Annotated in this window: 25 protein-coding genes and 1 riboswitch; of the genes, 6 read left to right on the top strand and 19 right to left on the bottom strand. The window is 65.1% G+C overall.

Annotated elements, in window-relative coordinates:
- Positions 1–29: 29 nt before the first annotated feature.
- The 6 genes from lipA to Q8Z05_RS08325 form a co-directional block, all read right to left on the bottom strand.
- Positions 30–1,037 (bottom strand): lipoyl synthase, encoded by a 1,008-nt coding sequence (gene lipA, locus Q8Z05_RS08350; protein ID WP_305943002.1) that lies wholly within the window; start codon positions 1,035–1,037, stop codon positions 30–32.
- A gap of 25 nt (positions 1,038–1,062) precedes the next feature.
- On the bottom strand, positions 1,063–2,499 hold the full coding sequence (locus Q8Z05_RS08345; RefSeq protein ID WP_305943001.1) for an L-serine ammonia-lyase: 1,437 nt from the start codon (positions 2,497–2,499) through the stop codon (positions 1,063–1,065).
- A gap of 220 nt (positions 2,500–2,719) precedes the next feature.
- Positions 2,720–2,817, bottom strand: a riboswitch (glycine riboswitch).
- A 137-nt stretch (positions 2,818–2,954) separates the two neighbouring features.
- The gene (locus Q8Z05_RS08340) at positions 2,955–3,386 is read right to left on the bottom strand and encodes a DUF3592 domain-containing protein (RefSeq protein WP_305943000.1); all 432 of its coding nucleotides are present in this window, start codon (positions 3,384–3,386) and stop codon (positions 2,955–2,957) included.
- A 2-nt stretch (positions 3,387–3,388) separates the two neighbouring features.
- Positions 3,389–3,820 (bottom strand): DUF3592 domain-containing protein, encoded by a 432-nt coding sequence (locus tag Q8Z05_RS08335; RefSeq protein WP_305942999.1) that lies wholly within the window; start codon positions 3,818–3,820, stop codon positions 3,389–3,391.
- A 91-nt stretch (positions 3,821–3,911) separates the two neighbouring features.
- The gene (locus Q8Z05_RS08330) at positions 3,912–4,931 is read right to left on the bottom strand and encodes a sugar phosphate isomerase/epimerase family protein (protein ID WP_305942998.1); all 1,020 of its coding nucleotides are present in this window, start codon (positions 4,929–4,931) and stop codon (positions 3,912–3,914) included.
- Positions 4,928–6,106: a Gfo/Idh/MocA family protein gene (locus Q8Z05_RS08325; RefSeq protein WP_305942997.1), complete on the bottom strand. Its 1,179-nt coding sequence runs from the start codon at positions 6,104–6,106 to the stop codon at positions 4,928–4,930. The genes Q8Z05_RS08330 and Q8Z05_RS08325 overlap by 4 nt, the downstream gene beginning before the upstream one ends.
- Positions 6,107–6,258: 152 nt before the next feature.
- On the opposite strand from Q8Z05_RS08325, the gene Q8Z05_RS08320 reads away from it, so the two are divergent.
- Entirely contained in the window at positions 6,259–7,272 is a 1,014-nt protein-coding gene (locus Q8Z05_RS08320) for a LacI family DNA-binding transcriptional regulator (RefSeq protein WP_305942996.1), read from the top strand.
- A gap of 48 nt (positions 7,273–7,320) precedes the next feature.
- Positions 7,321–7,656 carry a hypothetical protein gene (locus Q8Z05_RS08315; protein WP_305942995.1) on the top strand — a complete coding sequence of 112 codons (336 nt, stop codon included), beginning with the start codon at positions 7,321–7,323 and terminating at the stop codon, positions 7,654–7,656.
- Positions 7,657–7,659: 3 nt separating this feature from the next.
- On the opposite strand, the gene Q8Z05_RS08310 is transcribed toward Q8Z05_RS08315, so the two are convergent.
- Positions 7,660–8,409 carry a substrate-binding domain-containing protein gene (locus Q8Z05_RS08310; protein ID WP_305942994.1) on the bottom strand — a complete coding sequence of 250 codons (750 nt, stop codon included), beginning with the start codon at positions 8,407–8,409 and terminating at the stop codon, positions 7,660–7,662.
- A gap of 66 nt (positions 8,410–8,475) precedes the next feature.
- Here Q8Z05_RS08310 and Q8Z05_RS08305 point away from each other — a divergent pair, with 66 nt between their 5' ends.
- The gene (locus Q8Z05_RS08305) at positions 8,476–8,880 is read left to right on the top strand and encodes a DUF5997 family protein (protein WP_305942993.1); all 405 of its coding nucleotides are present in this window, start codon (positions 8,476–8,478) and stop codon (positions 8,878–8,880) included.
- Positions 8,881–8,885: 5 nt separating this feature from the next.
- On the opposite strand, the gene Q8Z05_RS08300 is transcribed toward Q8Z05_RS08305, so the two are convergent.
- Complete coding sequence (locus Q8Z05_RS08300) at positions 8,886–9,365, bottom strand: hypothetical protein (RefSeq protein ID WP_305942992.1); 480 nt, start codon at positions 9,363–9,365, stop codon at positions 8,886–8,888.
- Between the two features lie 177 nt (positions 9,366–9,542).
- On the opposite strand from Q8Z05_RS08300, the gene Q8Z05_RS08295 reads away from it, so the two are divergent.
- Positions 9,543–10,166: a thymidylate kinase gene (locus Q8Z05_RS08295; RefSeq protein WP_305943510.1), complete on the top strand. Its 624-nt coding sequence runs from the start codon at positions 9,543–9,545 to the stop codon at positions 10,164–10,166.
- Here the strand turns inward: Q8Z05_RS08295 and Q8Z05_RS08290 are convergent.
- From Q8Z05_RS08290 to Q8Z05_RS08245, 10 genes are all read right to left on the bottom strand, one after another.
- A complete protein-coding gene (locus Q8Z05_RS08290) occupies positions 10,153–11,043 on the bottom strand; it encodes a hypothetical protein (protein WP_305942991.1) in 891 nt (296 codons plus the stop codon). The genes Q8Z05_RS08295 and Q8Z05_RS08290 overlap by 14 nt on opposite strands.
- Before the next feature lie 92 nt (positions 11,044–11,135).
- The gene (locus Q8Z05_RS08285; protein ID WP_305942990.1) at positions 11,136–12,665 is read right to left on the bottom strand and encodes a glycoside hydrolase family 32 protein; all 1,530 of its coding nucleotides are present in this window, start codon (positions 12,663–12,665) and stop codon (positions 11,136–11,138) included.
- Positions 12,658–13,611, bottom strand: coding sequence for a carbohydrate kinase family protein (locus Q8Z05_RS08280; protein ID WP_305942989.1), 954 nt, complete (start codon positions 13,609–13,611; stop codon positions 12,658–12,660). The genes Q8Z05_RS08285 and Q8Z05_RS08280 overlap by 8 nt, the downstream gene beginning before the upstream one ends.
- A 49-nt stretch (positions 13,612–13,660) precedes the next feature.
- On the bottom strand, positions 13,661–14,755 hold the full coding sequence (locus Q8Z05_RS08275; RefSeq protein WP_305942988.1) for a LacI family DNA-binding transcriptional regulator: 1,095 nt from the start codon (positions 14,753–14,755) through the stop codon (positions 13,661–13,663).
- A 68-nt stretch (positions 14,756–14,823) separates the two neighbouring features.
- Positions 14,824–16,179, bottom strand: a complete 1,356-nt coding sequence (locus Q8Z05_RS08270; protein ID WP_305942987.1) for a NosD domain-containing protein — start codon at positions 16,177–16,179, stop codon at positions 14,824–14,826.
- 27 nt (positions 16,180–16,206) lie between these two features.
- Positions 16,207–17,160 carry a carbohydrate ABC transporter permease gene (locus Q8Z05_RS08265; RefSeq protein ID WP_305942986.1) on the bottom strand — a complete coding sequence of 318 codons (954 nt, stop codon included), beginning with the start codon at positions 17,158–17,160 and terminating at the stop codon, positions 16,207–16,209.
- Positions 17,160–18,047 (bottom strand): carbohydrate ABC transporter permease, encoded by an 888-nt coding sequence (locus Q8Z05_RS08260; protein ID WP_305942985.1) that lies wholly within the window; start codon positions 18,045–18,047, stop codon positions 17,160–17,162. Before Q8Z05_RS08260 ends, Q8Z05_RS08265 begins: the two co-directional genes overlap by 1 nt.
- Positions 18,048–18,130: 83 nt before the next feature.
- Positions 18,131–19,408, bottom strand: a complete 1,278-nt coding sequence (locus Q8Z05_RS08255) for an ABC transporter substrate-binding protein (RefSeq protein ID WP_305942984.1) — start codon at positions 19,406–19,408, stop codon at positions 18,131–18,133.
- A 354-nt stretch (positions 19,409–19,762) separates the two neighbouring features.
- The gene (locus tag Q8Z05_RS08250) at positions 19,763–19,942 is read right to left on the bottom strand and encodes a PspC domain-containing protein (protein ID WP_305942983.1); all 180 of its coding nucleotides are present in this window, start codon (positions 19,940–19,942) and stop codon (positions 19,763–19,765) included.
- Positions 19,943–19,993: 51 nt separating this feature from the next.
- Entirely contained in the window at positions 19,994–20,383 is a 390-nt protein-coding gene (locus tag Q8Z05_RS08245) for a VOC family protein (RefSeq protein WP_305942982.1), read from the bottom strand.
- Positions 20,384–20,489: 106 nt separating this feature from the next.
- Between Q8Z05_RS08245 and Q8Z05_RS08240 the strand changes: the two genes are divergently transcribed.
- Both Q8Z05_RS08240 and Q8Z05_RS08235 read left to right on the top strand, forming a co-directional pair.
- Positions 20,490–21,074 carry a hypothetical protein gene (locus tag Q8Z05_RS08240; protein ID WP_305942981.1) on the top strand — a complete coding sequence of 195 codons (585 nt, stop codon included), beginning with the start codon at positions 20,490–20,492 and terminating at the stop codon, positions 21,072–21,074.
- Between the two features lie 68 nt (positions 21,075–21,142).
- Positions 21,143–21,751 carry a DUF6919 domain-containing protein gene (locus Q8Z05_RS08235; protein WP_371745946.1) on the top strand — a complete coding sequence of 203 codons (609 nt, stop codon included), beginning with the start codon at positions 21,143–21,145 and terminating at the stop codon, positions 21,749–21,751.
- Between the two features lie 3 nt (positions 21,752–21,754).
- Here the strand turns inward: Q8Z05_RS08235 and Q8Z05_RS08230 are convergent, their stop codons facing one another.
- Positions 21,755–22,237, bottom strand: a complete 483-nt coding sequence (locus Q8Z05_RS08230; RefSeq protein WP_305942980.1) for a pyridoxamine 5'-phosphate oxidase family protein — start codon at positions 22,235–22,237, stop codon at positions 21,755–21,757.
- Between the last annotated feature and the right edge of the window lie 58 nt (positions 22,238–22,295).

Below are 22,295 nucleotides of genomic sequence, written 5' to 3'. Positions count from 1 at the left end.
GGTCCTCTCTGGTTCTCAATCCGTTGTTCTCAGCGCTGTGCTGCGATGAGGGAGCTGGCTTCCTGGCGGGTGCTGCCGGAGGACTCGATGTGGGCGAGTTCGGCCGGGATTTCCCAGCCCTTCTTGCGCATCGCGGTGGCCCAGAGCCGGCCGGCACGGTAGGAAGAGCGGACCAGCGGGCCGGACATGACGCCGAGGAAGCCGATTTCCTCGGCCTCGGTGGCGAGGTCCACGAATTCCTGCGGCTTGACCCAGCGGTCCACCGGCAGGTGCCGTTCGGAGGGGCGCAGGTACTGGGTGATGGTGATCAGGTCGCAGCCGGCCTGGTGCAGGTCGCGCAGGGCCTCGGAGATTTCCTCTCGGGTTTCGCCCATGCCCAGGATCAGGTTGGACTTGGTGACCATGCCCAGGTTCCGGCCCTGCGTGATCACATCCAGGGACCGCTCGTACCGGAACGCGGGGCGGATGCGCTTGAAGATCCGCGGGACCGTTTCGACGTTGTGCGCGAAGACCTCGGGCCTGGAGTCGCAGATCGCGGCGATGTGCTCGGGTTTGCCGGAGAAGTCCGGGATCAGCAGTTCGACGCCGGTGCCCGGGTTCAGTTCGTGGATCTTCCGGACGGTTTCGGCGTAGAGCCAGACACCTTCGTCGGCCAGGTCGTCGCGGGCCACGCCGGTCACGGTGGCGTAGCGCAGCTGCATGGCTTGGACCGAGCGGGCCACCTTGGTGGGTTCGAACATGTCCACCGGGGAGGGCTTGCCGGTATCGATCTGGCAGAAATCACAGCGCCGGGTGCACTCGGAACCGCCGATCAGGAACGTGGCTTCCTTGTCTTCCCAGCACTCGAAGATGTTCGGGCAGCCGGCCTCCTCACACACGGTGTGAAGGCCTTCCTTCTTCACCAGGTTCTTGAGCTGGACGAACTCCGGGCCCATCTGGACCTTGGCCTTGATCCACTCCGGCTTACGCTCCACCGGTGTGGCCGCGTTGCGCTGCTCGATACGCAGCATCTTCCGGCCTTCTGGTGCCAGTGTCATAGTTCTCTTTCCTTCAACATTCGGCTCAGCATTCGACGACGTTGACGGCGAGGCCGCCCATGGCCGTTTCCTTGTATTTGGAGGACATGTCCTTGCCGGTCTCACGCATGGTCACGATCACCTCGTCCAGGGACACCCGGTGCGTCCCGTCACCCCAGAGCGCCATCTTCGCGGCATTGATGGCCTTCGCGGCCGCGATCGCGTTCCGCTCGATGCAGGGGATCTGCACCAGACCGCCGATCGGATCACACGTCAGCCCCAGGTTGTGTTCCATCGCGATCTCCGCCGCGTTCTCCACCTGCTGCGGCGTCCCGCCCATCACCTCGGCCAGACCGGCAGCGGCCATCGAGGACGCCGAGCCCACCTCGCCCTGGCAACCCACCTCGGCACCCGAAATCGACGCCTGCTCCTTGTAGAGCACACCAATGGCGGCGGCGGCCAGCAGGAACTTCACCACCACGTCCTCGCGGTCCGCCTGCGTCGCCTTGTCCATGCCCGGCGCGAAATGCAGGGCGTAATACAGCACCGCCGGGATGATCCCGGCCGCCCCGTTCGTCGGCGCGGTGACCACCCGGCCACCCGAGGCGTTCTCCTCGTTCACCGCCAGGGCGATCAAGTTGACCCATTCCTGCCAGTACTTCGGATCCCGGTACTCCGGATCCTGGGGATCCTGGTCCCGGGTCTCCTTCATCAGCCGTTCGTGCCAGTCCGGGGCCCGACGGCGGACCTTCAACCCGCCCGGCAGCAGCCCCTCACGCTTCAGCGACACCGCGACGCACTCCTCCATCACGGAGTAGATGTGCAGCAGCCCCTCGCGGATCTCCTCCTCGGACCGGGACGCGCGTTCGTTGACGAACATGATCTCCCCGATGGACAGGCCCTTGGACTGGCACCGGCCCAGCAACTCCGCAGCGGTCCGGAACGGCAGCGGCAGCTCCTTCTTGGACTCCTCCAGCTCCTGCCGGGCCGCGTCCTCCTCGCCCTCACGAACAATAAACCCGCCGCCCACCGAGAAGAACGTCGCCTGGTGCAGGACCTCCCCGGCACCGTCAGTGACCGTGAACGTCATCCCGTTCGTGTGCCGCGGCAGGATCGTCAACGGCCGCAGCACCATGTCCTTCACCCCGTACGGCAACGCCACACCCTGCCCGTCACCGGCGCCGGCCAGCTGCAGTTCCCCGGTCTCCGCGATCGCCGCCAGCCGCTCCTCCACCTCCGCCGGCAGGATCTTCTCCGGATGGTAGCCCTCCAACCCCAGCAGGATGGCCGTCATCGTCCCGTGCCCGTGCCCGGTCGCAGCCAGCGAGCCGTACAGGTCCACCCGCAGCGACGCCACCCGGTCCAGGTCACCGGACGCCTTCAACTCCTCGGCGAACACCGCGGCAGCACGCATCGGACCCACCGTATGCGAACTCGACGGTCCGATTCCGATGGAAAAAAGATCAAAGACACCAACAGCCATAGCCGGGGTCCTTAGGTGCCCGGGCGCAGCGGGGCGGGGGTTTTGGGGAACAACTGAACGGTCACGAGGAACTCCATATTTCAGGTGGCACAGGGTGCCACGATGATTCGGGTTCCTCCCCGCTCTGTATCTGACCTGAGAGTTTCCGCGGACCCTGCTGTTACAGAGTGCCGCTTGCACCGTCGGTGAGCCCGGAGACCGGACTACTTTCCAGAGTTGCCTCGCCGCGGCGGTACGTGGGCCTGAGAGATTCCTGGGGAGGATTTGCTCCTACGGCGCCTGCTGAACGTACCGGCAGGACTCTCCCGCCGCAGATCAAAAGCGTGTGCCACCTGTCGGTGACACGGCTCACACATTATCCCGTCCGGCGGACAACATGCAACAGAGTCACTTCGTGTGGATCATTCCCGGCCACGAAAGGGCCGGGAACGGCGTCGGGGCGAGCCAGGCCCCGGCTAGAGGAACACTGCGGTGAACATCGCCGTTCCGCCGGCTCCGAAGGCGGCGAGGATAAGGCCCACCGAGAGGCTGCCCTTCGAGACGACAAAGACGGGGCGCGTCGATTCAGCGGGGTTCGCCGGGTTGTAGAGCACCGGGATCCGGGTGCCGATGATTTCCTGGTCCGCACCGTAGATGTCTGACTGGCCAAGCCACCGCCGGCCGTGGGAGTCCGGGAACTCGTAGGACGGGGCAAAGCGGTGCTGGCCATTGCTGGCGGGACCGTCTTTCCCGTGCAGGTTCCCGGTCACTGTGGCCTGAACCGGCACCCAGCCGCGTTGTGCGTACCGCCGCCGGAATGAGCCCGCCAGGGAGAACCCCGTGATGAGCACCCCCACCACCAGGAACATCGCGGGTACCCCCACGAACAGCGCTTCTATGGACTCCATGCTCAGCTCAGCGGGAGGATGCTGATGAACAAGAATGACCCCGCTGCAATCGCCGCGAAGCACGGGATGAGGCAGCCGATCACCGTACTGTCCTGGGACGACACCTGGAACGACTGGTTGGGATTGATGGGGTTATACATCACTTCCACCGAAGACCCCGGATCCGGCTGGCTGGCGTACGACACCTCGGATTCGCCGGCGAACAGCGTCCCGCGGGGATCCGCGAACTGGTAGGTGGGGTAGAAACGCCGGCTGCGGCTGCCGCCGCCTCCGCCGTTGGTCCAGCCGGCCACGCTCCCGGTGACGGTCGCCTGGACCCTCGGCCAGCTGGCAGTGAGTTGTTCGCGGCGCTTGGTCTTCCGCGAAAGATGGACAATCGAAAAAATCACGCCGGCAACAAACAGCGCCCAAATGATGTACAGCGCGATCTTCACGTGCCCCCCCAGGTTCCAGTCACCAAGAAGTATGCCATCGGCCGGCGGCTGCCCCGCATTCGGGGCGGCCGCCGGCCGGAACCTGGCGGTCCTAGGACGTGAGGTGCAGCGAGGAGGTAAGCGCCGCGTCGGCGTCGCGCAGCACCTTGGCCGCCACCTGGAGACCTTCGATCCGGCCCAGCGAAACGTCCTCGTGCTCGATGTTGACCAGCATGTTGGGGTCCACCTCGTACAGGGCGCGGAGGAACTCGGTCCAGTAGGCAGTGTCGTGCCCGCGGCCCAGCGCGACGAAGTCCCACGCGGAGTTCTTAGGCCATTCGTTGGCCCACTCGTCGCCGCCGAGGTTGGTGCGGCTTTCCTCGGGCGCGAGCCGGCGGAAGCTGTTGTCCAGCACGCCATAGAGCGCGGCGTTCCCCGTGTTGACGCGGACGTCCTTGGCAGCTGCCTGGAACACCAGCGGGCCGAGCTCCCGGACCACTGCGACCGGATCCATCTGCTGCCAGAACAGGTGCGAGGCATCCAGCTCAACGCCAACGTGCGTGGCGCCAGTAAGCTCGATGAGCTTGCGGACGTCAGCGGTGTTGAACACGATGTTCTGCGGGTGCAGCTCGAGGGCCACCTTCACGCCGTGGTCAGCGGCAAGGCGGTCGGTTTCCTTCCAGAAATCGGCGGCGATGCCCCACTGGTAGTCGAGCACGTCCAGGGCCGCCGAGTTCCAGGCGTTAACCACCCAGTTGACGGTGGTGGCTCCCGGCTCGCCGCCGGGCAGGCCGGACATGGTGACCACGCGGTCCTGTCCCAGCCGGTGCGCCAGCCGGATGGAGCGGCGGATGTCCTCGGCATGCTTCTCACCGATTTTCCGCTTCGGGTGCAGCGGGTTGCCGTTGCAGTTCAGGCCCGCGATGGAGACGCCGGTCCCCTCGAAGATCGCCAGGTAGTCGTCGCGGGCGGCGTCGCTTTCCAGGATCTGGTCCATGTTGGGGACGTGCACGGCCGGCAGGAAGCCGCCGGTGTTAATTTCGATCCCGGTGAGCCCGAGGTCAGCGATGACCTTCAGCGCTTCGGGGAGCGGGCGGTCGTGCAGGATGGCGTTGTAGACCCCGAGTTTCATAGCGTGATCTTCTTTCCGTTGTTGAGCGCGGACTCCGTGACGGCGCCAAGCAGCTCCATGTTGCGGACGCCCTCGTCGAACGTGGCGCAGCGGGGCAGCGACTCCGCTTCGCTGAGGCCGGCCACCTCCTCCAGGAATGCCCGGGCCTGGTAGCCGAACGCGTCGTTCTGGCCGAAGCCGACTTCGGGGGCGTCCATGGCCAGGCCACCGGCGATGTAGGGGTGGCCGGGGCCGAGGATGACCTGCCGGTATCCGTTCTCGTTGCCGGAACCGTCATTGAGGAACAGCTGGATTTCGGCCGGGCGGCGCTGGTCGAACTTGGCCGCACCGTTCTCGCAGAACACCTCGAAGTTGAGGCTGTTGGCGTGGCCTGCGGCCACGCGGGAGACCTCGAAGCTGCCGGCGCCGTTTTCAAACTCTGCAGAGAACGCCGCGTAGTCGTCGTTCTCCACGGCTTCGAACGTGTCGCTGACCGCAGCGTGGTCGTGCCCGATGACGGCGCCCAGCGGCAATGGCCGCTTGTCGATCGCGGTGCTGAGGCGCCCGCCGCTGACGGACTTGATGTCGCCGCAGAGGAACTCGGAGACGTAGGCCAGGTGGCTTCCAACGTCGGCAAGCGCGCCGGAGCCGGGCCCGCCCTTGTAGCGCCAGCTCATGGGAGCGGAGGGGCTGAAGCCGTAGTCGGTCCAATAGCGCCCGCTGAAGTGCAGCACCTTCCCGAGGACGCCGGTGCGGATGAGGTCGCGGATGTAGGCGATGCCCGGGGTGCGGCGGAAGGTGAAGCCGATGCGTGCGATCGAGCTCGCATTGCGGGCCGCCTCCGCCATGGCGCGGGCATCCTCGATGGAATCGCTCAGCGGCTTCTCGCACAGTACGTGCTTGCCGGCGGCGAGGAGGCCTTCCACCACTTCGCGGTGCAGCGAGTTGGCGATGACCACGCTAACGACGTCGATGTCATCGGCTTCGGCAATTGCCTGCCATGACGCGTCGTTGCGCTCGTAACCGAAGCGGCGGGCGGCCAAGGAGCCGAATTCGGCGTTGACGTCTCCGATCGAGACCAGGCGTACCGCGGGAAGAACGGGGCTATACAGCGTTGAGGCCGTCCGATAGGCGGCAGCGTGGGCCTTGCCGGCCATTCCTGCGCCAATGACGGCGACGCCGAGGCTTTCAGCCATTGCTTTCTCCTTTGAAATTCGGCCAGGCTGATCGCCTGCCCGGAAAATTGTAGCGCTACAAAAATATTCGCTGGAAAGAGCGTAGCTTTGTCCATATGTCCTGTCAATGGTCGTGGGGCTATCCTCGATAAGGAGACACGAAAGGCTCTCCCATGACCCTGAATACCCCCCGGACGCGCCGGCCCACGATCTACGACGTCGCCGAGAGCGCCGGCGTCTCGCCGTCGCTGGTGTCCCTGGTCCTGCAGAACCCTTCGAGGGTCAGCGATAAACGCCGGGAGGCCGTGCTGGCCGCCATATCGCAGCTCGGATACCGGCCCAGCCGTGCCGCCACAGCCCTCGCCAGCAGCCGGACGAAGAGCATCGGACTGGTGATCGACGACTTCCGGAACCCGTGGTTCGTCGATCTGCTGCGCGGCATGGAATCCGCGCTCTCGGTGCACGGCTACCAGGTCACGGTGGCTGACTCGCGGCCCGGACGGAACCGGGTCAAAGAGGCTACGGACGGCCTGCTCGCCCTGCACGTCGCCGGCCTCGTGATCGCTGCCGAGCCCAGCGAGCCCATGCTCGCCGGCACCTGGGTCCCCACCGTCGTCGCCGGTTGGCGGAACGGAGTTCCCGCGGGTGCAGATCTCATCACCAACGACGACGACGGCGGCGGCCGCCTCGCAGCCGGCCATCTGCTCAGCCTGGGCCACACCCGCATCGGACACCTGTCGGGCACCGGCGGCGCCGCGGCCCACCGGCGCGAGGGCTTCCGCGGACGCATCGTCGAGGCCGGGCTGGAGGTCCGGATCGCAGGGGAATCCGGTGGAACGTCGGAGGAGGATGGATACGCATCGGCCTGCTGGGTCCTGGACCGCCACCCCGATACCACTGCCATCTTCGCGGCCAATGACACCATGGCACTGGGCGCGTTCGCCGCGGCAAAGACGAGGGGCCGGTCCGTGCCGGAGGACCTGTCCGTGATCGGCTACGACAACTCGCCGCTGGCCAAGTCCCGCTATCTGGACATCACAACGGTCGACAACCGGAGCGACGTCGTCGGAGCAGACTCCGCGCAGACACTGCTGGCAAGGATCCAGGACCCGGACATCGAACCCAGCCGCAAGCTGATCGACCCCGTCCTCGTGGTCCGCGGCACAACGGCACGCTTCTCCGCCTGACAGCAGTACCCGGTCAGCAACCACAGCACCGCTTGCTACGCTGGAGGCATGAAACCCCGCCTCGCCGCCCTGTCCGCTGCCGCCCTCATCGTTGCCCTGACCGGGTGCGGCCAGGTCCAGGACGCCGCCGAAAAGGCTGTGAGCGACGGCGCCTCGCAGGTTGCCACCGCAGCGGCCGACCAGGTCAAGGGCCAGATCTGCGCCCTCGTGGAGGACGGGCTTGTCAGCGTCAAGGACAAGGAGCTGCTCGTTGGCCTCGTGGGCGGCGCGGAGACCGCCGGCGTGCCGGCCGAAATCACCACTCCCTTGCGTCAGATCGCCGAAGCGGGCGACCAGGTTCCGGCCGAATCCGTCACCGCGCTCAAGGACGCCTGCACCGCATAGGTGCTAGCGCTTGCCCTTCTTGCGTGATCCCTTGCCGCGGCCTTTGTCCGGGTTGGGAGCGTAGCGCTGGGCCACCTTGGGCTTCTTGACGCCGGTCCCCCGGCGGTCCGGCTTGGGTTCCTTCTTGGGCTTCTCCACCTTCGCCGACGGCTGGCGGGAGCTCTGGGCGGTGCGTCCGCGGACAATCCCGATGAACTCCTCGATCACCTCGTCCAGGTCGTCCGGCTGGGCTGCCTGGGGCCACGCCAGCGCAACCTGGGTGGTGGGTGCGCCGGTGAGCTTCCGCGCCACCGTGTCCTTGACGTTGAAGTGGCGGGCAACGGACATCGGCAAGATGGCGAGCCCGGCACCGGAAGCAACCACCTGCAGGGCCATTTCAGGCCCGCCCAGTTCAGTGACATCCAGGAACGTTTCCGTGGCAAGGTCGGCCAGCGCCACCTCGTCGAACACGGAAATCTCGTGTCCCTTGGGGGCAACCACCACGGGCTGCTCCTCATAGAGGGGGATGACGTTCAGGCCCTCCCGCTCCACCGGAAGCCGGACGAAGCTGAGGTCCGCGGAACCGTCGCCGAGGACGGAAAGCTGAGCGCCGTCGTCGGACATAAAAGCGCGCAAGGGAACTTCCGGCATCCGCTCTTCCCAGCGCCGGATCCATTTGCCCGGCGTCACGCCGGCAACGTAGGCGAAGCGCAGCTCCCGCCTTTCCGGATCGGAAGGTGCGGGTACTTGGGGGGCTTCTTCTTCAGCGGACACACGTTCACAGTACCGCCAGTGCTGCAGGATGGCGCTGCGGGCCCGCCCTCCGGATACCCTTGAAGCATGACCTCTGCAAACTCCCAGTCCATGAAGCCGGCCACCGTTGCCAAGAAGCTTGGCATCTACCTGCCCGCAACACCCCAGGAGTTCCAGGATTCGGTTATCACCCGCGCCGAGTTCGCCGAGCTCCAGGCCAACCCGCCGGAGTGGCTGGCGGATCTCCGCCGCAACGGCCCGCACCCTCGCCCGGTGGTGGCGCAGAAACTGAACGTCTCCATCAGCGGCCTGGCCCGCGGCGGCGTCGAAGAAGCACTCACGACGGCGGAAATCACCGCGCTGCTGCAGGCTCCCCCGGCCTGGCTGGTCACCGAGCGCTCCACGCACGCCGCAGTTCGCGCGGAAGCCCAGCGTGTCAAGGACGAGGCCGCCAAGAAGGACGCCAAGAAAGCCCGCGCCAAGGCCGAGTAGGTGCCTTAACGGACGGGCCGAAGGTCGTCGGGGTCGCCCCGGTGGAACATCCTCCGCGGCGCAACGCCTTCGAAGAGCACCCACACGGTGGAGGCATCGTCAGTCATGGCGTCCACAATGCCCGACGCCGTGACACGGTTGCCCCGCACAATGGCCACCTTGTCGCCTGGACGCAGTTCGGACCAGTCACGTTCCGGCTGCGCGGACCCGGCTGCCTCGCTGGCCGTCTGGTGTCCGTGCGGAATCTGCGGGTTTGCGCCGAACAGCCACGCAGAGACGTCGCTGCGCAGTACAAGGTGGGGTCCGCCGGTGGCACTCACGCTTCCCGTGGGAACGTAGTAGCCGCGGCCCGCGCCCGAACCGCCGGCGGCCCTGTCCAAGGCATCGACCAGGCGCCTGGTGAGGTGCCCCTGGGGACCAATCTCCCGGAGCTCATCGAGCTCTTCCGGGGTGAGCCGCCCCAGCACAGCAGCAATATCGGCCATGATGGATCCCTTCTTGCGGATGGTGCCTGAAGACCCACGCTAGAACCCTGCCATTAACACCGCGTGAAATCGGGACGGCGAACAGAAAACAAGTTCCTCGGGGACAATCTGATCCGGCGCCTCGTTGAACCATTGACGCGTCGAGTCATACAGTCCGCCCAACGAATCGAGCCACCCCTGCTGATAGTCCTCACCGGAATCGACGGTGCCGGAAAAACCACCGCAGCACGCGCAGCCGTGGAAGCCGCGCGCCTGGCCGGCGGCAACGCCCTGCTGCTGCGCAACCACGCCGGCCGCCGCAACTTGTCCCAGTGGTCCGAGCGCTCCGGAATTCCCCTCAGCCCGCGCCTGGCCGATGCCCTGGAAACTGTGATCCGGACGGTCAACGTCCTGGTGTCGCATGCCCGCGCCCGCAGCTTTTCCGGCCTCGTAGTCATGGACCGGCACTTATACTGCCAACTGGCCCTGCGCAGCGTCCGGGGCCTCCCCCACGGCCGGTTCCTCCCCTGGCTTCTGAAGCGCCTCCCGGCACCGGACCTGGTGATCCACTTCGACGTCGCGCCGGAGCAGGCCCTGGAACGCATCCTCCTGCGCGGCACGGACAGCGAAACCCTTGAGGAACTGACGGCCCTCAGCGAGGGTTACCGCGCCCTTCCGGAGTTCCCCGGATTCGTCCGCATCGACGCCGGCGGCGGCCAGGACGAGGTGCTGGCCGCGCTCACCGCAGCGATCAACGCCGCCACGTCAACGGCCATCCCCGAGACGTCCGCTGCAGGGCCGGACAGGATCAGCGCGAAATAATCGACGTGACAGCGGTGATGAACGGGGGCAGGGCCAGGACCGCAGCCAGGCCCAGAGCCGCACGGCCGCCCCAGGACACCGCAGCTGCCCGTCTCAGGTCACGCGCGGACCGGACATCATCCGGACCCGTTTCCGCAGGTTGCCGCCCGGCCCCGGCAACATGCGCGAGCCACGAGCACAGCATGACAACCAGCGCACCGATGCCGAGCAGGATGCCCGCTGGCAGGAAGAGGATGGCTCCGGCGAGCGGGAGGTAGTACTTCCAGTCCCGGCCGGACGGAAGCGGAAGGCGCAGGCTGAACGCGCCGGCCACGGCGGCCACCACCGCGCCGTGCAGGACGGCCACCGCAGAGAAGAGCACCACGGAGAGCCAGCCGGGCCCCACAATCGCGAAGTCGATGTTGTCAGCCCGAAGCGGGTCAACAGAGGCGCCGAAGACCAGGAGGAGCAACACCCCCAGCGCGGGGCCCGCCCAACGGCCGGCAGGGAGCCAGCGGCGGATGAACAGGTAGATGAAGGCCGCGGCGAAGCCTGCCGGCAGTCCCCCGAAGAACAGCAGGGCAATGCTGCCGTCGATCGTGGGGAATCCGACGTTCGCCTGCGCTTCGGTAAGGCGGCCCTGGGCTGATGCCGGCGAGGTGACGGCGAGCACCCGCATCACCAGCCTGCCGCCGGCCCATCCCACCAAAACGCCGGAGGCGAGGGCCGAAGCCGTTGCCACATTGGCCCACCAGAGGTAGAGCCGCAACGGGGAAGCCTGTTCATCGGGGGCGCCGGGCTTCCGGAAGTGGCGCCCGCCCCAGATGATGGCCAGGATGACGGCAACCAGCAGGAACAGCGTGCACACAACCACGATTGCCAGCGCCACCGGCATCACCACCAAAGTTTAGGTTGCTTCATTCTGCTCCCGCCGCGGGCTGTTGAACAGGTACCTTCACCTGCCGGCAGGGCTGTCCGGAGTCGTGGTGTTTAGGACAAGGCCGAGACGACCAGTTTCCGCACGATCGCCGTGCCGCCCTGAACACACACGTCGGCGCCCAGGTTCCCGGGCAGGGGGAACACCAGATCGCTCAGGACAACCCCGCCGCCTTGGGCGAAAACCTCCACCGAGCACTGGTCAACGATGACGCGCAGCCTCAGCACGCCGCCGTCGAGCTTCACTGGTGCCGACTCCGTCGACGCGAACTTTTCGTGGAAGGCGGTGTCTCCCGAGTTGCGGCGGTCGAGGGTGAGCCGGCTCGTCACGGCATCGAAGCTGAGAATCGTTGCGGCGCTCCCGTCCGATGCGCCGAGAAGCCTGAATGCAACGGTCCGGGCCGTGCCGGGCAGGATCTCGGCCTCGATCAGCTGGGCTGATCCGGGCATCGCGTCGGGCAGTTGCACCACGGTGTCGCAAAGTTCCATATTTTGGATGGCCGGCTCGCCGCGGTCCAACGGCAGCACCGGGCGTTGCACCAGCCGAGGCAAACCGTCCACCGTTGCGAGCTCCACCTCGCGGGCAAGCGACATCGCGGAGCGCCATGGAGACGTCGGCAAGGAGTTGGCATAGTCCCAGTTGTTCATCCAGCCGATCATGATGCGGCGGTTCTCCGGGGCATTGCTGAAGGAGACTGCGGCATAGTAGTCACGTCCCCAGTCGAGCCACAGACAGCGGTTGAGATCCGTGGTCCCGCCGGCATCTGCAGGTACGAGTGAATCAGGGTCGGCAGTGAACTGCACCCCATCGAAGTCGCCGACGAAGTACTGCCCTCCCGAGCCGCCGGCCACGGCACCCGGATTGAGATTAACTACGAGGACCCACTTGACGTTGTCCGGGTCTCCGTCGACCGGAAGCGGGAACAGGTCGGGGCATTCCCATTCGCCGCCTATCGCGTTTGCAGGGCCGAACGTGCTCAGGTACTCCCAGTCCTTGAGGTTGGCCGAACGGTACAGCACCACCTGCTGGTGCTGGGCCTCCACCGCCACCATCACCCAGCAGGAACCGCCCGGCCCCCCGTAGCGGAACACCTTGGGGTCCCGGAAATGGGCCGAGCCGCGGCCGAGCACCGGGTTGCCTGCGTATTTGTTCCAGGTCATGCCGGCGTCCGTGGAGAACGCGAGGGACTGGGCTTGTGTCCCTTGGTGCACCGAGACGTCCTTGAAGGCGCTCGTGTAGACGGCCACCAAGGCCGGATCGTCCACTGTACCGAATCCCGATGTATTGCCGTGGTCCACCACGATGCTGCCGGAGAAGATGTCTTCTTCCTCGTCGCAAGCGATGGCAACCGGGTGTTCGGTCCAGTGCAGAAGGTCGGTTGAGGTGGCGTGTCCCCAGGACATGTTGCCCCAGACGTTGTCGAAGGGGTTGTTCTGGTAGAAGAGGTGGTAGATGCCCTGGTGCCGTACGAGTCCGTTGGGGTCGTTCAGCCACGTGTCCTTGGCTGTGTAGTGAAGTACCGGCCGGATGGTGGGGGCGGCTTCTTCGGCGGGACCGGCCGGGTGCGTTGTCGTTTCAGTCATCGGAGTTCTTTCGGGAAGTCTGGGCCAGTTCCAGCGATCGGACCAGTTCTGCCCGTGTTGGCGGGTTCGCTCCGTGCCGTCCCACCGTTATCGCGGCGGCCAGCGAGGCTGCTGCTCCGACGCGCGTGAGTTTGCCGTAGCCGAAACCGTCCTCGGGGTCCTCGATGAGGCCGGCGATAAGTGCGGACATGTAGGAGTCGCCAGCGCCGACTGTATCTTTGACGACCACTGCTGGTGCCGGCACTTCGATCCCGGCGGCATTCGAGCGCAGATAGGACCCGGATGCACCATCGGTGATGATGGCCAGTTCTGTCCCGAGATCAAGCAGCCGCCCCGCGACGTCGTGAGGAGACGTGCGCGGGTAGAGCCACTGGGCATCTTCCGCACTGAGCTTCACGACGGTAGCCAGGGCAGCTGTGTGCTCGAAGATCCTGAGTGCTTCAGTGTGGCCGGGGAGCAGTGTCGGGCGGATGTTGGGATCGTAGGTGATCAGGCAGCGGCGGGAGAACTGTTCCAGCAGGGACCGGACCTGGGTTGCTCCCGGCTCCATGAAGGAGGCCAGTGACCCCGTGTGCAGCACCTTCGGGAGGAAAGCGGGGCTGATGTGGGGGAGGTTCCATTCGAAGTCGAAGTCGTACTCTGCGGACCCGCTGCTGTCCAGAAGCGCCCTGGCGGTGGACGTGCGGTTGAGGTGTTCGGCTCCCGGAAGCAGGTGCACTCCCGCGGCGTCCAGGTGTCGTTGGATGCTCCTGCTGCGTTCATCGCTGCCCAGCGCGGTGAGAAATGCGGTGCTGACACCTAGCCGGCCGAGTCCGAACGCAACGTTCATCCCTGATCCGCCTGGAAACTCGACGGGCCCTGCCGCGGTGTCAATGATGTCGACTATGGCCTCGCCGACGACGACGACGTCCGTTTCAGGGCATGGGGGAACTGGGGTGCTGTGCATTCGAGGTCCTTGGAAGGTTGGGCGCGTCCTCTACTGGACGCGCTCGGGGTCAGTTGTTGGCGCGCGTGGCTGGGTCCGGTGCTGTTCTGCTCGTAGCGTCCTCAACTTTTGGGGAGGAGACGGAATCGCGAAGAACCATGGGACAGGGAAGAACGGTCGGGTGGGCGGAGAACAACTGCAGGTCAGTTTTTCCCTCGATGGCGTCGATCAGGTTTTCGGTTGCCCATGCGCCCATTTCGTAGTGGGGCAGGGCGACGGTTGTCAGTGCGGGGTAAAGGTTTTCGGCGATGAGTTGTTGGTTGTCGAAACCGACGACGGAAATGTCGTCCGGAATCTTAAGTCCAAGTTCTTCAGCGGCCCGGTACGCGCCCATGGCCATGCGGTCGTTGTAGCAGAACACGGCCGTGGGCCGGCTTCGAGGTTTGAGCAGGCGCAGTGCCGCCTGGTAGCCGCCCGGCACCTCCGAATGCTCGGACTGGACCAGTTCCTCGTGGAACGGCAGCCCGGCATCTGCCAGCGTGTCCTTGAAGGCCCTGAGCCGCGAGTGGGTTGCCGGCACGTCGTCGGTGTTGTTGAGCATGCCGATCCGGGTGTGCCCGGCGTCGATCAGGGTTTGTACGGCCGACCTTGCGCCGCCCACCTCGTCCGGGATGACGGAGGAAACAATGTGGGTGGTGTCTTCGGAGTCCACCAGGACAGCCGGCAGTCCGGCAAGGTTCTTGGGGACAGCCAGCTTCCGGTGGTACATCGTGGCGTACAGGATGCCGTCCACCTGCCGGTCCAGCAGATCCGCCACCTGGCTTTCCTTGGAATCCTGGGAGCTGGTGCTGGTGGAGTTGATGATCATGATCCGGTACCCGCGGGCCCGCGCAGTTTCCTCGGCCCCGAGGATGATCCTGCCTGCGTGCGGGGTGGTGGCGATTTCTTCGCTGATGAACCCGATCATCCCTGAGCGTTGGGTGCGCAGCGCCTGGGCGAGCCGGTTGGGCCCGTAACCCAGGCGTTGGGCCGCCTCGTGGACCCGTTCCCTCGTACGTGCGCCCACACGGGCGTAGGCGACGTCGTTGAGGACGTGCGAGACGGTGGTGACAGAGACCCCGGCCGCGGCCGCTACATCCTTGATACCGACTGATCTATTGGTCATTTTGTCTCCCACGTCCTCATGGTGTTGGTATTGATCCTACGTTCGGTTGATCGTCACTCGTCTTTGCTTCATGCAGGTGCCGCCTGGAAACTGACGGTGGGTGTGGCCCTTAAGGCGTTAACAGTCCTGTCTGCGATAACTTGGGCGTCACTTCCGGAATCAAGGATCGTATTCCGGGCTGAGTCGGCATCGACCCGGACGGCCGTCACGGCGAGGCCGTCCGCAGCCCCCGTCGTCAACAGAGCGTCCACCTGGGCCGAGAAGCAGGAGTCACTTGACGTGGAGTGAACGTCCATCGCCACCATGTGGTTGGTAGAGACGAAGTTGCCGATCCCCGCCATCAGCCGGATGATGACAGGCGTCGCCCCGGGCGGCCGGATGCTCTTCGAGTCGATGACCTCGGAGAAGTGGTTGCCGATCACAGAGTTGTTGTTGCCGCTGACACAGAGAAGTCCGTGGAGGTCGTCCAGTCCGTTGTCGACTCCCAGGAAAGGCGTCCAGGGCTCATGGTCGCGCAGGAAGTGATTCGTGGCCACGAGGTTCTCCGAACTGTTCGCTGCGAGAACCACCATCCCCGGGTAGAACGAATGCAGACGGTTGTTGGTGACGCTTGAACGCGTGACCCCGACGAGATGGACGCTGCTCGCACCACGGGGGAAGACGTTGTTCGCGGTGATCAGGAGCCCGCCATGGTTCTCGGCGTAGATCGAGTGACCCTTGAACCCTGCTCCCACCAGGTTGTCGGTGATCTTTGATGCCTGTCCCCACCCGCGCAACTCGATGCAGCTTCCGCATTCGGCGATGAAGTTGTCGTGAACGGATAGCGCGTCCGCGTTGTAGATGGTGAGGGCGTTCTCAAGGTAGACGAACCCCATGCCGGTGACTCGGAATGAGTCATTGGCGTTCGCGACATAGATACCGGTCTTGCCGTTGACGTAGGTGTTTTCCGGAGGCATTCCCGAGCCATCCTCGTTGAAGTGCACCCCGTCGATGCAGAAGTTGGAGAACTCAATCGAGCTGATCCGCGGGCTCCCGCTTCGCTCAACATAGAAGGCGGCTCCCTGGGATTCCTCCACGTCTCCGTCGACCGGAATGTCGACGAGAATGCGGCTTCCTCCGGGCCACAGCTCATGCAGGTCGGGCCATTCGTCTTCGGGAACGTTGAACCGGATGCTCGACGACGTAAAGCCGTGTCCCGAGCCATGGATCCTGAGGAAGCTGACGTCGATCACTACCTGCGTGCGAAGGCGGTAGTCCCCGGGCGGGATGTAGATCACCGCGCCCGGCTTTCCTCCGTTGTTCACATCGGCGAGCGTCTGCCGGTCTTTGATATCGGCAATGATGCTGTTGATTACTTCACCGACGTCCTCGGACGGATCGCCGACGGGCCACGTCGTCACGTCGTAGCAGTTGTTGCTTGGCACAGGTTTTTCCCTTTGTGTTGTGGTTTCTCAGCCCTTGACGGCGCCGAGCGTCATGCCTGCGACGATCTTGCGCTGCAAGAGGAGGGTGAGGAGGATGACCGGGATCGAGTAGACGGCGGCCAGCGCCGTCATGGATCCCCAGTCGAGGCCGAACTGGGTCTGGAAATTCGCAATGACCACGGGCGTGGTCTGGGAGCGGATCGCCGTCATCAGGAGGGCGAAGAGGAACTCGTTCCAGGAGGCCAGGAAGGCGAAGATCGCGGTGACGGCGATGCCGCCGGAGACCACCGGGATGACCACCCGCCACAGGGCGCCGAGCCTGCTGCAGCCATCCACGGTGGCCGCCTCCTCCAGGTCCTTGGGCACGGCTTCGAAGAAGCTGGCCATCAGCCAGATGGACAGCGGCAGCGAGATGGTGGTGTGGGCGATGGAGAGGGCAATCGGAGTATCCGCAAGTCCCACGGAGGACATCATCGATGCCAACGGAATGCCGATGGCTACCGGCGGCACCATGCGGGTGACCAGTGCGGCCATAATGAACGCCCGGCCGCTCGGTGTTTTGTAGCGGGTGATACCGTACGCCGCGGGAACCGCCAGCACCAGGGACAGCACGGTGCTGATGATGGCGGTCTGTGCGCTGTTGATGAACGAGGCCGGCACTCCACTGCGGCCCAGGGCGTTCACGTAGTTCTCCAGCGTCCATTCCCTGGGGAGAATGGTGGGCGGTACCGCGATGGTGTCGATCGGGGGCTTGAAGGATGTGAACAGCAGGTACAGGAACGGGAATCCGTAGAGCACCATGGCTACGGCCAGCAGGATCCAGAGAATGATCCGGGTGCTGCGGCGGCCCGCTTCCAGCCCCTCGCGGTTCACGGCCCGACGGCGGCGCCCGCCGCCGGGCGCGGAAGCCTCAGCAGACGGCTTGGCAGGCACTGCGGCCGGCTTCCCGCCGTCGTGCTTGACTCTTTCTGCGACGTGCATCAGCTGTCCTTTCCTGGCCGCCAAATGGTGGCCACCGCGAAGAGCGCGATAGCGAGCATGGCGAGCAGATATATGGTTCCCATTGCGCTGGCCAGCCCGGGATCGCCGAAGCGGATCATGGTCCGGTAGATCAGCAGGCTCATGGTTTCCGAGGCGGACTGGGGTCCGCCGTTGGTCTGGATGAGGATGGTGTCGAAGGCCCTGGCGGCGTCGATGCCACGGACCACCAGGGCGACGGCGATGACCGGCCGGAGCAGGGGCAGGATGATCCGGAAGAGCATTGCCGGAGCGCGTGCCCCGTCAAGGCGGGCAGCTTCGATTAGGTCCCCTGGAATGTTCTGGAGGCCTGCGAACAGGACCAGGCACATGAAGGAGGTGGTCAGCCAGATGTCAGGGATCGCAACCGAGAAGAGCACGATGTCCGGGTCCGAGAGCCAGCCGATCTGGTTCGGGTTGGAGAGGATGCCTGCCTGGTAAAGGAGGGTGCCGATGAGACCGAAGTTGTCGATCATCAGGAACTTCCACAGCAGGCCGGCGACAATCGGGGCGATCATGAGCGGGTACAGGAATACGGTCCGCCAGATCTGCGACTTCCGGCCGAGGGTGGTGAACAGCAGCGCCATGCCCAGGCCAAGGGCGAACTCGAGGGTCACCACCACCACGGTGTAGGCGAGGGTCCGCCATCCGGCGCCGATGAAGTCCTCGGACGCGAAGGCCCGGACGTAGTTGTCCAGGCCCACGAAGTCGCGGGGACCGCCGACGATCGGGGAGATTTTGAAGAAGCTGTCCGCGATGAGGCGGAACAGCGGATAGGCAACAAAGACTGCCAGGAACAAGGCCGCTGGGGCCATCAGATACAGGGCAAAGCGGCGATCAGTGATACGCACGGGATACTCTTCCGCTGGTTGGGTCCGCGGCCGGCACCCCTTCTGCTGCCAGTGCAGCATCCGGCGGTGCCAGCCGCGAAGTCTTACTTGACGAGGGCCTGGATCTTGGTCTTGGCCTCAGCCAAGAGGGACGCGCTGTCCCCGCCGGCAACTGCCTTCTGCAGGGTCGGCACCAGGACGGTGTCCACGATCTGCTGCCATTTCGCCGTTGCCGGGCGGGTTGCCGTGGCCGTGCCGTTGAGCGTCTCGATCAGTGGCCCGAAGCTTTCATAACCGGGCTTGTCCTGGTACTTTTCGAACGCCGAGATGCGGGCGGCGAGGCCCAGCTTGGACTCGATACCCAGATCGTTGTGGTCGTACGCGCACTTGATGAATTTCTTGGCGGCGTCTGCGTTCTTCGTCGCCTTGGGGACGGAGAGGTACCACGGCCCCGGGACACCGGCAACGCCGGCGGATCCGCCAATCATGGGCGCCGCGCCCACCTTGCCGTAGACAGCGGCGTCGGCGGGAATCTGCCGGTAGGCGTGGGCCCAGAACCTGGTCATTGCAGTCTTGCCCTGGTTGAAGAGGTTCTGCGCGGCGGCCCAGTCAACCTGTGCGGCTCCTGACGGTGCGGACTTCACAAGGCTGGTGTAAAAGTCGAGGGCTTCCTTGTGGGCCGCATTGTCGACCACGACGTTGTTCTGGTCGTCCAGAACCATCGGGGACCCGGCCTGGAGAACGTGGGCCAGCCATTCCGTTTCGACGGCGCCCTTCACGTCCGTGCCGTACATGCCGTCCTTGGTGAAGAATTCAGAGATGTCCTGGTACTGCTTCCAGGTGGTGGGGGCTGCCAGTTCGTAGCCGTACTTTGCCTTGAAGTCGGCCTTGTTTGTGGCGTCCTCGAAAAGGTCCTTGCGGTACAGGATGATTTCGGCATTGGTCCAGGCGGGCATGCCGATGAAGTGGCCATCAACGTTGGCTTCCTTGACCAGGGCGGGGAAGATGTCCTTCTTGGCCTCATCGGTGAAGAGTTCGTCGATGGGCTGGACGGCATCCTTGAAGCTGGGGAGCCAGACGGAGTCCAGGGCGGCGACGTCGAAGGAGACTGTGCCGGAGGAGAATTCGCTGGAAAGCCTGTTGAACAGGCCGTCGTAGGGCAGTTCGACGAAGTTGACGTCGAGGCCGGTGTCCTTTTTGCAGGCCTCGGCAACGCCGGCCAACTCGGCGTGCCCGCCGGCTTCGACGAGGACGTTGACGGAGCTTGCAGCGCTACCGGACGACGCCGGTCCCCCAGCGCCGCATGCGGTGGCAGTCAGGGCCACGGCCGTGCAAAGGCCGCCAATGGTGGCGAGCCTGGAGATGGTCTTTCGAGTGGACATCGCTGTCGACTTTCTCTCGGAACGGTATGGCAAGAAGGTATGCGGGGTGAAGAATCGTTTTGCCAAAACGACTTGGCATCACCCTAGGGGCGTCCCTCAGTAAGTGTCAAGCATCACGATGCGCAAGAATTTTGGCCTTGACGCCCGGCCCGGCGCAGGCCTAGAGTCATCGTCACAGGCGGATAAATCGTTTTGGCACATTTTGGCCAATTTGGCAAGTTTGGCAGCCGGCCTTGACAACGGAACCGGAGGAGCTGATCAGCGGCCGGCTTCACGCACGGCTGTATGAGGAGGAAGCGCACGGCTCAAAGCATGAAGCGGCCGTACAGCGGCCCGTTCCGTTGAACCGCGGTGTCACTCCTTGGGCATGATGATCCACAAGGCGATGTAGACCAGTTCACCCACGCCGAACAGGCCGAACAGCACAAAGCCGATGCGGACGAGGGCCTTCGAAATGCCGAAGCGGGCTGCCAGGCCTGCGCAGACGCCGGCGATCATTTTGCCATTCCTGGGCCGTACCAATGCACCTGTCATGCGGCCACAGTACCAGCCGGTGCATCGGTTGGGTCCAGAGTCCTTTAGCCCCTAGTCCTGGTGCAGCTGGACAAAGTTGCCGCAGCCGTCATCCAGCACCACTGAGGTTCCCGTGGGTCCTTCGGTCGGCTCGTCCTGAAAGATCACGCCAAGGCCTGTGAGCCGCTTGTACTCCGCCCGGACATCGGGAACGCCGAAGACGATGGCCGGCATCCCGGCGTCGTGCAGGGCGTTCATGTAGTTCGCCCCGATGGGATTGTCGCTGGGCTCCAGCAGAAGCCCCAACGATCCGGAACTACCGCTGGCGGAACCCGGGTCCTTCACGATGTACAGGTTGTATTCGGGCATGGCCATCAGGGTTTCGAAGCCCAGCGTCTCCGTGTAGAACTGATGCGCCGCGGCGGGCTCCTTGACGTGGATGCTGCACATTTTAAGTCGCATGGTGCCTAGGCTACCCGGGCCCGCCCATTGACGGCAGGACCCGCCGGGATTCCAATGGAAGTACCGGAACCAGCCATCCGCGGCGGGTTCCGCTGGAGGTGGAACGGTGTCTGTCCTTACGGAATCGGTCCCCATGGGGCCCTGGCAGCTGGCAGCATGCGCCGCCGTCGTGGTGTGCGGTGTGGCCGGCGCAGTCTTTTCGGCGCGGTACCACGCCCGGCGCGACGCCGGGCAGCTAACAGACGCCGTCTTCTGGGACGCCTTCGCCGGGCTGGTCATCGTGTTCCCGGCTGTGCTCATACCGTCGCTGGCATCGCCCTGGCTGGGGCTTGCGGCGGGATCCCTCGCCGCCGCGACGGCTGTGGCGGCCTACATATACAGTCCCCGCGCGATGGCCCGGCATGCGGCGCGCCTCCACCAGGCAGCCGAGCGTGAGGAGCTGGCAGCCGCGGAGGCGCGGCACCGGACGGCGCTGGCCAGATGGCAGCGGTACGAGCTCGACCCCGCCTCCTGCATTGACTTTCCACACATGACCGACGTCAGGCGGCCGGAAACGGCGGCCCTGATCAAGGCGATGAAGGAGGCCGAACGGGTGCGGGCGGTCGAAGCAGCCGGTTACCTCCCCGCCGTCGTCCGCCTGGAAAATGCCCTGGGCCGGGCGGAAGCCGCTGCCGGGGTGCGGGCGCAGTAAAAGGGTCCCGGACGTTAACCGGTGTGTCGCAGCTGTTGGGAAGGCCGCAACGGCGGCGATAGCATCCCATGATGGAGCCTTTAGTCACGGACACACGAGACCAGCACGGCAGGTTGCGATCGGACCGGGGAGTCTGGCGTCAGGCAACAACGCTCGAAGCCGCCGGGGAACTGACCGCGCGGTGGCTGGAATCCCGCAGCGAATACCAGCCGGGCACTTTTGCGCCCAGCTTCGATGAGGAGACGCGGCCCATCGCCGCCGAACTGGCGGAACTCAACAGGAACGGCCTGTTCACCAAGGAGTCCCAGCCGGGCATGCGTGCCGAGGCAGGCCACGCGCAGAGACAATACGTCACGGGCTTCTGCAGCGCCGGGGCCGCGGCCGAACTCATGGCCCTGTCCACCAGGTCCGATCTCGTCACCATCGGCCACGCTCCGGGCGAAGTGAGCGCGGCGGCAGTCCCGGTCACGTTCGACGGCGATGCCGTGGTCACCGTCCTCGGGTCCAGTGAGAATCCGGTGGACGAGGACCAGCTCCGCGACTGGTCGGACGAGACCAACGAAACGCTGGCCCTGCTCCTCGCCGATTCCTGGTACGTGGAAGTCCTGGATCCCGTGTGGGGCCGGAACGACGTACTGCTGCCGGAGGTCCTGGCGGCCCTCCGGCAGCTGCAGTAAGGACTACAGGTCCACTGTCCCGCTCTCACCGACGCTCATGCGGCTGTGCGTCACCTTGGATTTGACCCACTGAAGCACCGTGGCGGCCCTGCCGCCGGGGCTGGTCCAGTACTCCGCCGAATCAGAGTCGACCCGCAGCAGGACAACCTCCGGCGTGTCCGGACCGTCCGGGAACCAGGCTTCAACCACCTGGTTCCACATGTCGTGGATCTTCTGCCGGTCGGTGACAACCTCCGCGGTGCCGGCCACGGACACCCACTCGGTGTTCTTGCCGAAGGACACGTTCACCCGCGGATCGGCGCGGACATGCGCCACCTGGGAAGTTTCCGATGACGTAAAGAACCACATGTCGCCGTCGTCCTTAACTTCCTGGACGGCCAGTGGCCGGCTGACCAGCGCACCTTCTTCGTTGATGGTGGTCAGCATCCCGATGTGGGAATCGTTGATGATCTTCGTGACTTTGCTGATGTTCTCAGTCTCAGACATGCATTCACCTCGTTCGTCTCGAACGGGGAAGATCCCCGCCAGCCCAGCCTATTAGTAA

This window comes from Arthrobacter oryzae (assembly GCF_030718995.1).
Lineage (GTDB): Bacteria > Actinomycetota > Actinomycetes > Actinomycetales > Micrococcaceae > Arthrobacter > Arthrobacter oryzae_C.
Note: the sequence above shows the minus strand (reverse complement) of the source record. Positions and strands in the feature narration are given on the sequence as shown.

What these genes read in the sequence shown, in the direction of transcription:
- lipA (WP_305943002.1), bottom strand. Translation starts at nt 1,037, where the DNA reads ATGACACTGGCACCAGAAGGCCGGAAGATGCTGCGTATCGAGCAGCGC.
- Q8Z05_RS08345 (WP_305943001.1), bottom strand. Translation starts at nt 2,499, where the DNA reads ATGGCTGTTGGTGTCTTTGATCTTTTTTCCATCGGAATCGGACCGTCG.
- Q8Z05_RS08340 (WP_305943000.1), bottom strand. Translation starts at nt 3,386, where the DNA reads ATGGAGTCCATAGAAGCGCTGTTCGTGGGGGTACCCGCGATGTTCCTG.
- Q8Z05_RS08330 (WP_305942998.1), bottom strand. Translation starts at nt 4,931, where the DNA reads ATGAAACTCGGGGTCTACAACGCCATCCTGCACGACCGCCCGCTCCCC.
- Q8Z05_RS08325 (WP_305942997.1), bottom strand. Translation starts at nt 6,106, where the DNA reads ATGGCTGAAAGCCTCGGCGTCGCCGTCATTGGCGCAGGAATGGCCGGC.
- Q8Z05_RS08320 (WP_305942996.1), top strand. Translation starts at nt 6,259, where the DNA reads ATGACCCTGAATACCCCCCGGACGCGCCGGCCCACGATCTACGACGTC.
- Q8Z05_RS08315 (WP_305942995.1), top strand. Translation starts at nt 7,321, where the DNA reads ATGAAACCCCGCCTCGCCGCCCTGTCCGCTGCCGCCCTCATCGTTGCC.
- Q8Z05_RS08305 (WP_305942993.1), top strand. Translation starts at nt 8,476, where the DNA reads ATGACCTCTGCAAACTCCCAGTCCATGAAGCCGGCCACCGTTGCCAAG.
- Q8Z05_RS08300 (WP_305942992.1), bottom strand. Translation starts at nt 9,365, where the DNA reads ATGGCCGATATTGCTGCTGTGCTGGGGCGGCTCACCCCGGAAGAGCTC.
- Q8Z05_RS08285 (WP_305942990.1), bottom strand. Translation starts at nt 12,665, where the DNA reads ATGACTGAAACGACAACGCACCCGGCCGGTCCCGCCGAAGAAGCCGCC.
- Q8Z05_RS08280 (WP_305942989.1), bottom strand. Translation starts at nt 13,611, where the DNA reads ATGCACAGCACCCCAGTTCCCCCATGCCCTGAAACGGACGTCGTCGTC.
- Q8Z05_RS08275 (WP_305942988.1), bottom strand. Translation starts at nt 14,755, where the DNA reads ATGACCAATAGATCAGTCGGTATCAAGGATGTAGCGGCCGCGGCCGGG.
- Q8Z05_RS08265 (WP_305942986.1), bottom strand. Translation starts at nt 17,160, where the DNA reads ATGCACGTCGCAGAAAGAGTCAAGCACGACGGCGGGAAGCCGGCCGCA.
- Q8Z05_RS08255 (WP_305942984.1), bottom strand. Translation starts at nt 19,408, where the DNA reads ATGTCCACTCGAAAGACCATCTCCAGGCTCGCCACCATTGGCGGCCTT.
- Q8Z05_RS08250 (WP_305942983.1), bottom strand. Translation starts at nt 19,942, where the DNA reads ATGACAGGTGCATTGGTACGGCCCAGGAATGGCAAAATGATCGCCGGC.
- Q8Z05_RS08245 (WP_305942982.1), bottom strand. Translation starts at nt 20,383, where the DNA reads ATGCGACTTAAAATGTGCAGCATCCACGTCAAGGAGCCCGCCGCGGCG.
- Q8Z05_RS08235 (WP_371745946.1), top strand. Translation starts at nt 21,143, where the DNA reads ATGATGGAGCCTTTAGTCACGGACACACGAGACCAGCACGGCAGGTTG.
- Q8Z05_RS08230 (WP_305942980.1), bottom strand. Translation starts at nt 22,237, where the DNA reads ATGTCTGAGACTGAGAACATCAGCAAAGTCACGAAGATCATCAACGAT.